The organism is Exiguobacterium sp. s34 (assembly GCF_018617435.1).
GTDB lineage: Bacteria > Bacillota > Bacilli > Exiguobacteriales > Exiguobacteriaceae > Exiguobacterium > Exiguobacterium aestuarii.
Window position 1 is genome coordinate 529,072 of record NZ_JACSKE010000001.1, and the last position, 12,523, is coordinate 541,594.

Annotated in this window: 14 protein-coding genes; 8 read left to right on the plus strand and 6 right to left on the minus strand. The window is 48.7% G+C overall.

Annotation, left to right across the window (positions count from 1 at the left end; all coding sequences use genetic code 11):
- The first annotated feature begins 5 nt into the window (after positions 1-5).
- Positions 6-836, plus strand: a complete 831-nt coding sequence (locus KNO87_RS02590) for a lipoate--protein ligase family protein (RefSeq protein ID WP_214792775.1) — start codon at positions 6-8, stop codon at positions 834-836.
- Between the two features lie 33 nt (positions 837-869).
- Here the strand turns inward: KNO87_RS02590 and desA are convergent, their stop codons facing one another.
- From desA to KNO87_RS02610, 4 genes are all read right to left on the minus strand, one after another.
- A complete protein-coding gene (gene desA, locus KNO87_RS02595) occupies positions 870-1,883 on the minus strand; it encodes a Delta(5) desaturase DesA (protein ID WP_214792772.1) in 1,014 nt (337 codons plus the stop codon).
- Positions 1,884-2,086: 203 nt separating this feature from the next.
- Positions 2,087-3,628, minus strand: coding sequence for an alpha-amylase (amyS, locus tag KNO87_RS02600; protein ID WP_483298045.1), 1,542 nt, complete (start codon positions 3,626-3,628; stop codon positions 2,087-2,089).
- 178 nt (positions 3,629-3,806) lie between these two features.
- Positions 3,807-4,934: a YfbR-like 5'-deoxynucleotidase gene (locus KNO87_RS02605; protein ID WP_214792766.1), complete on the minus strand. Its 1,128-nt coding sequence runs from the start codon at positions 4,932-4,934 to the stop codon at positions 3,807-3,809.
- 11 nt (positions 4,935-4,945) lie between these two features.
- Positions 4,946-5,965, minus strand: coding sequence for an ion channel (locus tag KNO87_RS02610; RefSeq protein WP_214792762.1), 1,020 nt, complete (start codon positions 5,963-5,965; stop codon positions 4,946-4,948).
- A gap of 106 nt (positions 5,966-6,071) precedes the next feature.
- Here KNO87_RS02610 and KNO87_RS02615 point away from each other — a divergent pair, with 106 nt between their 5' ends.
- From KNO87_RS02615 to KNO87_RS02640, 6 genes are all read left to right on the plus strand, one after another.
- Complete coding sequence (locus tag KNO87_RS02615) at positions 6,072-6,530, plus strand: hypothetical protein (protein ID WP_214694705.1); 459 nt, start codon at positions 6,072-6,074, stop codon at positions 6,528-6,530.
- Positions 6,527-6,895, plus strand: coding sequence for a hypothetical protein (locus KNO87_RS02620; protein WP_012727458.1), 369 nt, complete (start codon positions 6,527-6,529; stop codon positions 6,893-6,895). The genes KNO87_RS02615 and KNO87_RS02620 overlap by 4 nt, the downstream gene beginning before the upstream one ends.
- On the plus strand, positions 6,892-8,121 hold the full coding sequence (locus KNO87_RS02625) for a glutathionylspermidine synthase family protein (protein WP_214792760.1): 1,230 nt from the start codon (positions 6,892-6,894) through the stop codon (positions 8,119-8,121). The genes KNO87_RS02620 and KNO87_RS02625 overlap by 4 nt, the downstream gene beginning before the upstream one ends.
- On the plus strand, positions 8,118-8,531 hold the full coding sequence (locus KNO87_RS02630) for a DUF350 domain-containing protein (protein ID WP_214792757.1): 414 nt from the start codon (positions 8,118-8,120) through the stop codon (positions 8,529-8,531). Before KNO87_RS02625 ends, KNO87_RS02630 begins: the two co-directional genes overlap by 4 nt.
- Positions 8,532-8,599: 68 nt before the next feature.
- A complete protein-coding gene (locus KNO87_RS02635; protein ID WP_214792754.1) occupies positions 8,600-9,160 on the plus strand; it encodes a hypothetical protein in 561 nt (186 codons plus the stop codon).
- 43 nt (positions 9,161-9,203) lie between these two features.
- The gene (locus KNO87_RS02640; protein WP_214792752.1) at positions 9,204-9,716 is read left to right on the plus strand and encodes a hypothetical protein; all 513 of its coding nucleotides are present in this window, start codon (positions 9,204-9,206) and stop codon (positions 9,714-9,716) included.
- 44 nt (positions 9,717-9,760) lie between these two features.
- On the opposite strand, the gene KNO87_RS02645 is transcribed toward KNO87_RS02640, so the two are convergent.
- The gene (locus KNO87_RS02645) at positions 9,761-10,861 is read right to left on the minus strand and encodes a globin domain-containing protein (protein ID WP_214792749.1); all 1,101 of its coding nucleotides are present in this window, start codon (positions 10,859-10,861) and stop codon (positions 9,761-9,763) included.
- Between the two features lie 186 nt (positions 10,862-11,047).
- On the opposite strand from KNO87_RS02645, the gene KNO87_RS02650 reads away from it, so the two are divergent.
- Positions 11,048-11,488, plus strand: coding sequence for an RrF2 family transcriptional regulator (locus tag KNO87_RS02650; protein ID WP_214792746.1), 441 nt, complete (start codon positions 11,048-11,050; stop codon positions 11,486-11,488).
- Positions 11,489-11,507: 19 nt separating this feature from the next.
- Here KNO87_RS02650 and KNO87_RS02655 read toward each other — a convergent pair whose 3' ends face one another.
- Positions 11,508-12,443 carry a ring-cleaving dioxygenase gene (locus KNO87_RS02655; protein WP_251126723.1) on the minus strand — a complete coding sequence of 312 codons (936 nt, stop codon included), beginning with the start codon at positions 12,441-12,443 and terminating at the stop codon, positions 11,508-11,510.
- Positions 12,444-12,523 lie beyond the last annotated feature (80 nt).

Below are 12,523 nucleotides of genomic sequence, written 5' to 3' on the forward strand. Positions count from 1 at the left end.
AGATTATGACTGGTACGACGTGGCACTTACTTAGAACCGAATCGACTTCACCGGCCGAAAACATGGCGATTGACGAAGCCATCGCCAATTGGGTCGCGAAGGGAGAACTCAAACCGACGCTCCGTTTTTATTCATGGGCACCTCATGCGATCAGCGTCGGGCGTTTCCAACGGGCGACACGTGACTTGGACCGTGACGCCCTCAAGGCGAACAACATCCCGGTCGTACGTCGCCTGACAGGAGGACGGGCTGTATTGCACGCGGACGAGTTGACGTATAGCGTCATCTTGCCCGAATCGACACCAGCCCTGCCGACAAATATCATCGAGAGCTATCGCTTGCTCACGGAAGGGGTCCGCCGTGGTTACCACGAGCTCGGTGTACCGGCCGAATTCTCGGTCCCGTTGACAGAAGAGGATCGCGAGGCGCTCCGCAAACCGAAATCCGCTGTCTGCTTCGATGCCGCCTCTTATTATGAATTGGCCGTCAATGGGAAAAAGATTGCGGGTAGCGCACAAGTGCGTCATCAAGGGGCGGTCCTTCAACATGGATCCATTCCTCTTTCTGTCGACGATGAGGTATTGTTCGACTGTTTCGCGATGGAGGAATCCGAAAAGCGTGAAGCCAAAAGTCGATTCAGCGAGAAAGCCGTCGCCTTGAATGACACGCTACAGCGCTTCGTCACGTTTGACGAAGTGGCCGCCGCGTTCGAGACCGGCTTCAAGGACGCCTTCTCGTTGACGTTCGAACCGCTCGTCTTCACAGAAGACCAACAGTCCGAAATTGACTTGCTCGTCAAAAAGTATGAGAGTGATGAATGGGTCTGGAAACGCTAAAAAGCTTGTCCCTTTTGACGGGGACAAGCTTTTTTATGCCGCGTTCGTTCGGCGCAAGAGATGACGCACTTCCCGGAACGTGACGAATGTTTTATTGTTCGCATCGTACAATTTGTAGCGTAACGATTTCAAACTTGAAAACAGTCCGATCGTTGTCGCCCGCTGCAATGGCGGTGTCGACGTATGTGCCTTCTCCAAATGGTAGTTCGGGACACGCGGGCTCAAATGGTGGACGTGATGGAAACCAATATTCCCTGTCACCCATTGAAGCACTTTCGGCAACTCGTAATACGAGCTCCCTTCGATCGCCGCCTTCACGTAATCCCATTCCTGCTCATCCTCGAAGTATGAATCTTCGAACGTATGCTGGACATAGAACAACCAAATCCCGAGTACGCCGGCGATGAACATCGTCGTTCCCTGCACGATGAGGAAAGCTTGCCAACCGACTAAATAAATTAACGCGCTGTATAACACGACGAGCGAGATGTTAATGATATACGTGTTTTGGCGTTCTTTTTTACGAGCATCTTTTCGATTGAAGCGGCTCGTCACGAGAATGAGCCAGAGCGGTCCGAGTCCGAACATGACGAGTGGATGGCGATACAGGCGATACTTCAATCGCGTCCATTTCGAGGCTTCGATGTACTCCTCAATCGTCATGACCCAGATGTCCCCGACACCTCGTTTATCCAAGTTTCCACTCGATGCATGATGAATCGCATGCTCTCGCTTCCACTTCTCGTAAGGGAATAGCGTCAGGATTCCGGTAATGGTTCCGACAATCGCGTTCGCCTTCTTATTTTTAAAGAACGAACCGTGCGTACAGTCATGGAAGATGATAAACATGCGCACCACAAATCCTGCTGCAATCAACGTGAACGGCAATGTCAAGAAAATCGAAACACTCAGTAGTTGATACGCTAAAAACCACGATACGAGAAACGGTAAAATCGTATTGATCATCTGCCGCACACTAATCCGGATATCGGACTTTTCAAACGGCGAGACGTGCTTTCTTAATTGGGCAATCTTTTCTTTACTCATAACAACCTCCTTGAATTCAACAGCGTGACAACGCATAAATATAAATGAAACCAACAACCGACGTTGTTCAATGTGAATTCATGGATCGGAAAGTCGTCCCTATCAAGAATTAACACTAGGTCATTATATCATGTATAAAAAATATGTGGTGAAAATTCAGAAAAAAGACTTGTCTCATTTTTAGTGAGACAAGTCTGATGGGTTTATTGCTGCGTATAGATGGAAACCGACCCACCGTTGACGAAGAACTCGCCCCAACCGTCCGCATTGATCGTCACGAGACGACCGTTATTTCCGGTCATGTCTTTCCACACTTCTCCTGCATTCTGCTTCCCGACATACATCCATTTCGACCCACCCGGTCCATCCGACAAAATCGTCGCAAGACCTGACTTCGCCCGGTCTGTCACACCTTCACGTGTCCATCCGATGACGTCTTGATGGTTAATATAGTCATGTTGCGTACCGTAGGCGAAGTCTTTACGCGCTTTCAAAATCGGTTGAAGCGACCCTGACATGTTTGGGATTTCACGGTTTGTCGTCCCTTTTGTTCCATAGTAATCGCCGTAGAACAGTGTTGGATATCCTTGACCACGCGTCATAATCGTCGCATAGGCGAGCGGTTTGAACCAATTGGCAACCGTCGACTCGAGTGATTGCCCCGGTTGCGAATCATGGTTGTCGACAATGGTGACGGCAAGTGTCGGATGCTGCTCGACGACTGTCCCTTTTAAGATATTGCGCATGTCATAATAACCGCCACCGTTCCCTGCCGCTTGGAAGTTGTAGTGAAGCGGCACATCGAATACGGAATGGGTGTAGCCTGTCTTCGCCAAGTAATCATTGATGGCCCCGAGGTCGTTCTTCCAATACTCGGCGACCGTGAACATTTCTTTTCCTGTTGCTTGACGGACACTCGTTACCCATTCTTTTAGATAGGAGTGGTTGATATGTTTCACCGCATCGAGACGGAAGCCATCAAGCCCGAGCGAATCAGCGTACCATTTCCCCCAGTTTTTCATTTCTTGCCGCACTTCCGGATGTTCGAAGTCGATATCGGCGTACATCAAATAGTCGTAGTTCCCGTTCTCTCCAGATACTTCACTATCCCATGCTTTACCTGTACTTCTAAATTTGTAAATCCGGCTCAAACTCCGTGACTGATCCCAGTCGGTCCCGTCAAAATGATACCAACGCCATTTGAATGGCGAGTATGTATTGTTCCTTCCCGCAAAATTAAATCCAGTCCAGGCAGAAATCGAATATTCTCCAGACGTTTCCTGATTTCGATTGGAAGGATTGACCTCGACCGCTTGGACCGATTCCGTATAATCCGCTCCCCCTTTATGGTTCATGACGACATCTCCATATACGCCGATCCCTTTTCCGCGTAAGTTGGAGATGGCCGACTGTAGCTGCGCTTTCGTTCCATACTTCGTGCGTGTCGTCCCTTTTTGATTGAACTCTCCTAAATCATACAAATCATAGGCCCCGTATCCGACATCATTTTGAGACGTCCCTTTATACGCCGGTGGAATCCAAACCGTGGAGATGCCGATGTCTTTCAAGTGCTGCGAATCGTTCGAGAGACGGTTCCAATGCTGTCCGTCATTTGGGACGTACCATTCAAAATATTGCATCATCGTACCGTTTTGTGGGGTTGCTGCTTGTGCGACCGGTTGCCCTGAAAGCAGTGCAATCGATGTCACTCCAGCTAAGACAGCAATCCCTTGTCGTTTCTTCAACATCATTCATTCCTCCTCATTCGATTAATGAAAGCGCTTGCATTAATCATTGTGAAGGATTTTGATTTTGTTGCATAGATAGACAGCTAAAAACAGTTCTCTCTCCCTAACTATTTTTCATTTGAATAGTTCAGTCGAACGAAACAAAGACGGATGGCTTGTGCCATCCGCCTATTCATTAACTTGTCACGTAATCCAGGTCATGCAAAATATAGGCGAGGAAGAAGATCATACTCGGGTTCTCATAACGCATCTGGACTTTACGGAGTTGCTCGCGATACGTGACCTCATACTCAGCCCCGTTCATCTTGCGCTCCATGTTCATCTTGATGAGCGCATCAAGCTTATCCATCATGTCGACGAGCATCCCTTCATACGTATCATCTTTCGAATCAGCCATATATCGACGGAACGCCGGCTGCATATATGCCGGCAACAACCCGAGAAGACGTTCACTCTCTGATCGCTCGTATGCCTCAAATGCGGCCCCTGTCTCTTTCGTCGAATGTTTGACAGGTCCGAGCACGTCCCCGGTGACGCCTTCGACTAAGTCGTGACAGAGTAATCGAGCGACAAGCTCGGCAACATCGACATCAACACTATACTTTTCACGCTCCAGGAGTCCACTGAACATGCCGAGCGCGGCAGCCCGAAAACCATGAATCGCATCGTTGTCATCAATCGTATTGAAGCGACCTTTCCAGCGCCGGACACTGTCCATCCGCATGACGTTCTCGATGAAGCGTAACACATCGGTCTCTGCCTCAACCTGATCGAACAGCCAACGGACCGAATCAATCGGATGATGACGAAGCGCGGCTTTCATCTCTTCTAGTTTGTCATCAAAGTGTGGAGAGCCATGGGCGACTTCCCGTCGCACGAACAGCATCGCATCGAATGAATCGATTCCGTCCACGATTCGTCCTTCGAACGAATCATCTTCCGCCTCGACAACAAAACGGTGGAAGTGAGGACGTAACGATTGCGATAGCAGTTCGACAAGACCGAGACTTGCTGTCCGCTCCATACGTTCGATGTGCCCAATCAAGGTCGGTTCTTTTTTCGTCCGGTGCATGATTGGACCCGTCTGCACTTCATTCATGTCGTGGAAAATGGCTTTCCCGAGCAAATCGAGCAAGTCGACTTCATGTCCGTTCTCTTTCTCCACATAAGCCGCGATCAAGCTGAAGACCGCGACACGAAAGCTATGACTCGCTGCGTTGTCATGATAATGTGGGGCATACTCGTCCCATCGTTGCACGTTTTGCATGCGTGTCATCTTTCGGATAAACGTTCCGTTATGCATGGTTTCACTCCTTACGATAATCGTTCAAATACATCGTCGTGACAGACGACGTAAAGCATGTCTGAATCCTGTAGCGGCAAATCGAGCATCGTCGCCACATCCAATCGGTCATTGACCGCGATGAGTGTCACCCCTGATTCAAGTAAAGCCGTGTTCGCTTGTCGAACATTTTGCCACTCGGCCTTTGGTTTCAAGGCTTGAATGTTCCCACCCGACTGTTTGCTTAACAATTGACGGAAAATCGCCGTCGTTCCTGGTTGTAACGTCGCTTTCGCCATCAAGAGCGAGACCGAGTCGTTCGCTAAAATAAAGTCGTCGACCCGGACGTGTTTGAATTTCGAGATGTTCCGCTCTTCACACACTTCAACGACTGTATGCAAGTCCACCTGATGCTCAGAAGATAGCGCCTCGACCGCTGACGCGATCAAGAGTGATTTCCCATCGGCGAGTAACGTCTCCGTGATGCGCGCATCCGCGAAAATGGCGACGCGTCGTGCCTTCAAGACGTTCGCCTGCAACAATACCGCTTCATCTGAAGCATCTCCTGATACGAAGTGAACTTGATCATGCACGTACGGCTCCTCGATTAACTGGTCAATGAGGACGATCTCTGCTTTCGGTTCATAGTTGAGCACTTCATCGATTGCCTTTCTCGTCTTCGGGGACCACCCGATATACACATAATGTCCCTCTCCACGATACACTAGTCTTCCCTCCCGTTTTAACCGTTGAAACGTCGCACCGATTTCAACCAATTTTCCAATCAACGCCCCGATAATCCCAATCCCGAATAGGAATAAGAAAATCCCGAGCCATCGCCCTGCCACGGAGGACGGATAAAAATCTCCATATCCGACGGTCGTCAATGTCGTCATCGTCCACCAGAACGAATCAAACAATGACCCGAATGTTTCTGGCTCTAACCAGTAACCGAGCACGGTTCCTAGGATAATGATGCCAATCGAAGCTAAGATGACATTCAAAAATGATAATTTCGCTAACCCTTTCCATAAACGAAATAAGATATGCACTGTTTCCCCCTCCTTCTCTCTTATATACTAAACGTATCCACAAAAAGATTCACGAAACCATTTTGATGGTGATTCCGTATAAAAAGAAAAAAGGAAGGACTGACATATGAACTCAATCGTCTTAGAGTATCGTCTCTATAAAAATGAATTATCGTTCGAACCACTATACCATTACACGTCTCTCGGATTAGATGAAGTGTTGGCCCGTCGCGAATGTGAGTTTTTCGTCAAAGACGGCATGACATACAAACAGCGCTCGTCTGCCCTAGAAGGCGATCAGTACTTTTTAATCTATGTCGATCGCTATACAGAGGGACCGATGGACAAGCACGAAACGAGCGAAATCAAAGTCGAAATCCGCACACTCGATGACCGATTTGACAACCCATTGCTCGAAGCCTATTACGTCGACCGCCACCTCGATGCGCTTGCCATGCTCGGGAGCCAGTACTTGTATGTCGCCGGCAAAGAATATGAACGCGATTCAGCAGAAACAGATGAAGATCGTGGTGTGTATGTCATCTACGTCACACCGACGGGTTATGAATTGGAGGAATCAACATGAAGACAAGCAAGAAAATTTTAAGCGGACTCTCCGTCGCGGTATTGACGACTTCCCTTGCTGCTTGCGGTGGGGATGAATATGAAGAAGCGGCGCTCCCGGAAGAGCCGACCGGTTACGAATGTGACGATTGGGACTGGGATGACGAGACCGAGTCGTATTATTGCGATGACGACCGTTCTCCGCACTACGGCAGTTACTTCTTACTCGGAAGCCTGTTCCGCTCAAAAAACGCATTGAAGAGTTCTTCGTCATATAAGACATATAAAGCCAACGGTGGTGCGACTGGCGCCGTATCGAACGGCTCAAATTCAGGATCATCAAAATCTGGACTCGGCAGTGGCTCTAAAGGTGGATTCGGCGGATGACGCGTGACGAACTTTACAGTCAAATCCCTTATTTTTGGCCCGATTTAAACGATGAAGAATATGCCTTATACGATTGTTTCGAGATGACCGCCTCGCAGGTTGCCTCTGTCCGAGAGGCGACCGAGGCGGTTGACTCGATTTTCCGGAAGATGAATCAATTGTTACGCACGCTACCTGACGAGACGCTCCGACTGCTTGGTTATCCCGAGGCGAGCCTGCCGTTCTTACGGGAGAAGACGATGCCACAGGAGACGATCATCGGTCGTTACGACTGGATCATGAAAGACGGTCAACTCAAGTTGATGGAGTTCAATGCAGATACGCCGACCTTTATTAAAGAGCTGTTTGACGTGAACGGCGTGGTCGCTTCTGAGTTTGGTCTCCTCGACCCGAACAGGGAAGCCACCGCCCAACTGAAAACCGAGCTGCGGAAAGCTATCGTCGCCGCGTGGCAACGACTTTCTCGAGAAGGTACTCCAAAGATTGTCTTTACGGCACATGATGACAATATCGAAGACAAGTGGACGGCGCGCTTCTTACAAGAAACGCTTGACTTACCGTCTGAATTCGTACCGTTGCACGCTTTACTCGTCGACGAAGACGGCGTTTACACGCCATCCGGTGAGCGAATCGACATCCTATATCGTCAAACGTATCCGATTGAGCATCTCGTGGACGACCGCGCAGCAGACGGGGATTTGATCGGCATTCGGTTACTCGAACTGAACCTACAAAAACATGTGTCACTGCTCAACCCGCTCTCTGCTTTTCTCATGCAATCGAAAGGCGTACAGGCCCTGATTTGGGAATTGTATGAGACCGAGACACTGTTCGATGAAGCCGAGCGTGACATCATCGGAACATATTTTTTACCGACTTACTTAGAAGACACACCGTTTCTCGGTGAAGCGGACTATGTGAAAAAGCCGGCGTTCGGACGTGAAGGTGACTCCGTCATCTTGTACACGAAAGACGGTCAACCGTTTCATCGCGAAGCACTACAAACGTATGCGGAAGAGACGGCTGTGTACCAACAGTTCATTGAACTTCCGACACGGATGACGATGACCGTCAAAGGTCGGATCGAGACACATTATATGATCGGATGTTTTTGTCTGAATGGACACTCGTCCGCACTCGGCGTTCGCGCCGGTAGCATGATCACGAACAACCAATCTTACTACTTAGCCATTGGCACACCTACACAAAAGGAGACGAACTCATGACATTCATCACACTCGATTCAATCTTAAGCTTCCTCGCCCACCTCGGGACAGGATTCGGTCTCATTCTCGCGGGACTCATCATCTTCGCACTGACGACCAAATATTCGGAACGCAAGTTAATCAAAGAAGGCAACATGGCCGTCGCGTTGAAACTTTGGGGGAAAGCGCTCGGACTCGCCATCGTCATCTACACGGTTTGGGCTAACAGCGTCAACTTGCTCGATGCGTTCATCTGGGGACTCGTCGGCATCGCTGCCCAAGTATTGGCGTTCTGGACGTTTGAATACATCCTCACGCCTGGCGTGAACTTAGAAAAAGAAGTCGAGAACGGTAACGTGGCCATCGGTTTCAGCTTGTTCGCCGCATCACTCGTCGTCGGAATCATCGTCGCCGCGAGCTTGACGTACTAATTCAAACACCCCATGCACTAACAAGAGGCATGGGGTGTTTATATGTATAACAGACAGGAGGAAGAACCATGTCTAAGCGAATCGTACTACTCACAATCGTCTCCGGCCTTATCATCGTGGCCATCACAGTCGGTGTCGGACTGTACACGTACACCAACATTCAGGCTGGTGACTCATATGAGAATGCCGAAAAGGAAATGAATCGTTATATGACGATGAACGATTGGTATACGTTTGAAATTCATAACATGGAACAGTCCGTTCTCTCTTTTTTCACAAATGAAGACCGCTCCGTCATCGGTCTAGCTGAGATTGATGTCGAAACAGGGAACTTAGGGTCTGTCACGAAACAGACAGAGCCGAATCAGCCTTTTGATTTCGTCACCCTTCAAGTTGAAAACAATGAGTACATCGGCGTCCATCTAAAAGAACGCCCGGAAGATGTCGTTTATTTACGATTCAAACGAGGGGATGAATCTAAAGAAGTTACTGTAAATAATCCTGAAGATGAAACATACGTCATGACATACGTCATGAAATTAAATACATCTTCTTTTGAAGAAGGAACTCTTGAAATATTGGACCGTAACCACAAAGTGTTATCTTCACAACCCTATTCGTCCATGTGATGAACCTTCTTCAGAAACTCCGCAATGGAAAAGGAGACCAATTATGCTATATCGGAAAAGAGTTGGAATCTTTCTATTCTTCATTCTAAGCATCGCTATCGTTTCAGCCTTCCGCACTTCTTTACTGGACAAAATCCAGCTCGGCCGTCATTTATCGGATCAGGGATTTGTCGTGTATCAATATTATAAGAAGGACGACATGGTGTTCGCACTCTTCACAAATGATGAGGAGAAGATCCTAGGTGTCGCGGAACAAAATCAGGACGGCTATGGTTCTGTAACCGTCGATACGGAACCATCTACGCCTTTTGACTATATTGATATTCAGAACGGCACCAATCACTATCTTGCTCTTCGTTTGAATCATCATGCTCAGCAGGTGGCGAAGTTACAGATTGAAGGAGAACTGTGGTCGGAAGAACATATGCTCAACGACGCCAGTAACGGGGGAAACCGCGATTTCTTTTTCTTAGACATGTATAACTCGTTGGAGGATGCCTTGACGATTCAAACACTCGATCAACATGATCAAATCATTACATCTATTTCATTATAAAAGTGTCGCAGACCCATCCGAGGCTGCGACACTTTTTTGATTGGTTACGTTAAAGAGAGCGTTGCAGACGGCCCGAAAAATTCATATCGTGCCTGAGGAATGGCACGTACGACCGTCTCCATCATCGCGTTCGGTCCGCACGTATAGACATCATGACCTTCGATATCGAGTGCCTCAAGTTGCGTCGCACTCATACAACCCGATTCGTCATCCACGTGTGTGATGAGGTGAAGCCCTTGATCCACAAGTTCATCAAGTTCGTCTCCGAGCGGACGGAGTGTTGTGCTGCGAACCGCGTGCAACAATGTGACCGAGCGCCCTTGTTCGAGTGCCGTCTTCGCCATATTGAAGAGCGGTGTGATGCCGATTCCTCCAGCAATGAGTGTGAGCGGACGATTTGACGCTTCAAGGATGAATTCGCCTGCTGGTGCGCTCACCGGGATTTCTGTACCGACCGCCTGTTCATGAAGCCAGTTTGAGACAAGTCCCTCTTTTTTAGGTGCGATCCAGTAGCCGTCTTCTGTTGTGTCGATGACACTATATTGCCGGTGGTGCACGATGTCCTCACCAGCGATTCGCGCCTGAACCGAGACGTATTGTCCTGGAATGGCTGTACCGACGACCTTATCTTTTGCGACGAGACGGAATCGCTTCACTTCCGGTGTGTCTTCAATGACTTCTTCGATGACAAACGATTTAAATCCGACCCACGGTGCATCATCATACATCTGTTTCTCAAGTGAGATGAAGACGTCGGCAATCACGCCATACGCTTTTGCCCAGGCATCGATGATGTCTGGTGTCGCGTCTTCCCCGAGGACATCTTGAATCGCCCCGAGCAAGTTTTCACCGACGATCGGATAGTGTTCGGGACGAATATTCAAACTCTTATGTTTATGGAGTGCCGGTTGAATGGCTGGAAGAATCGCTTCGAGCCGGTCGATATGAAGCGCTGCCGCATAAACCGCGTTCGCGAGTGCCTCTGGCTGACGTCCTCGTTTTTGGTTCGTATGGTTGAAGAAGTGACGAACTTCTGGATTTTGTTCAAACATTCGTTCATAAAAGTGCTTCGTGATTGTCACACCATGTTCTTTTAAAACGGGTGCTGTCGCTTTTACAATTTCAATCGTTTGTTGATCTAACATATGTTTATCCCCCTTTTGTTTCGTACACGTTCATTATGTGAGTCTAATCACTTTAAAGCAATATATGAAATACTTCTTTAAAACAGATTTCACGATTCCGACTCATTTCTGCCATCACCCTTTCACATTTACACGAATCGCACTTTTAGGGATTGTCTTGTACAATGAAACGAGAGGTGATGATGGATGAGACTTACGCAAACGTGTGACTACGCACTACGGACGTTAATGTATAGCGCCACGTTTTCACATCGGCTCGTCACGATTCAAGAGGTGGCGGATCAATATAACATCTCCAAAAACCATGTCATGAAAGTCGTCTACGAACTTGGCAAACATGGCTACTTGGAGTCGGTGCGTGGTCGCGGCGGTGGATTCCGTCTTGCGCGCCCGATGGAAGACATCAACGTAGGCGAGGTCGTTCGGTCGATGGAACCGCTTGAGCTCGTAGAGTGCTTTGGGGAAGGCCGATGCGTGATCGCGCCGGCTTGTGACTTACGCAGTGTGTTGAACGAGGCGATGTTGGCGTTCTTTCATGTGCTCGATCGTTACACGATTGCGGACCTCGTCGCAAATCGAACGAACGAACTCGCCATGCTATTGGGCATACAAAAACCGACGGACTGAAAAGTCCGTCGGTTTTTGGTTACAGTGGCTTTAGCTTTGCTTCGATGTCTGCTCGTCTCGGCTCTAGAAACGGTGGCAATGCCAAGCGTTCTCCGAGCGTCTCAATTGATTCATCCGTCGCGAATCCCGGCTCATCTGTTGCCAGTTCCACTAAGATTCCACTCGGTTCACGAAAATAAATCGACTGGAAATAATAGCGGTCAATAAGACCAGAGTGACTGATCCCATGCGCGTCAAGTTTCTCGATCCAATTCGCCATATCGTCTGTCTCTTCCACTCGAATCGCCACATGATGCACACTTCCCCGCCCTGGTCGCTCCGATGGTAAATCCGGTCGATCGACGAGATGAATCTCTGTCGCTACTCCACCTTCTCCCGTTTCAAAAACACGCACATCGTGACCATCCCGTTCAAACGTCGTCACATATCGATAGCCAAGTATTTCAGTCAATACCCGTGCCGTCTTTTCGATCCGTCGTACCGTCCACTCACTGAATCCGAGACCGAAGATACCGACATCTGTTGGCACAGGACCTTTTTTCCAAGGTGTCCCACTCCCACCTTCCACAAGACAGAGACGTTGCCCCTCATGATCTTCGAACGAAAGAGTTGCCCTTCCTATAACCGACTCGATTTCTCCGTAAGATACATTGAACGTGTCAAAACGCTCTTGCCAGTACGTGAGCGCCCCATCCGGCACCCTGAGCGCTGTCCGGGAGATACTGTTCGACCCTCGATACGTCTGTCCGAGAAACGGTAACTCAAAGAACGTCAAATCGGTTCCGGGTGTCCCCGTCTCGTCTGCATAGAACAAGTGATACATCGATGGGTCATCCTGGTTTACCGTCTTTTTGACGAGCCGCATCCCTAGTACTTCCGTGTAGAATCGTAAGTTCTTCTTGGCATCCCCGGTCATCGCTGACACGTGATGTTGTCCACTAATCACCTTCACCATCCATCTCCCCTTTCGACTATATCGTTATTGTATCATCTCCAAATAAGTAAAGTCTTCTTTACATTATGTAAAGTTTGTTT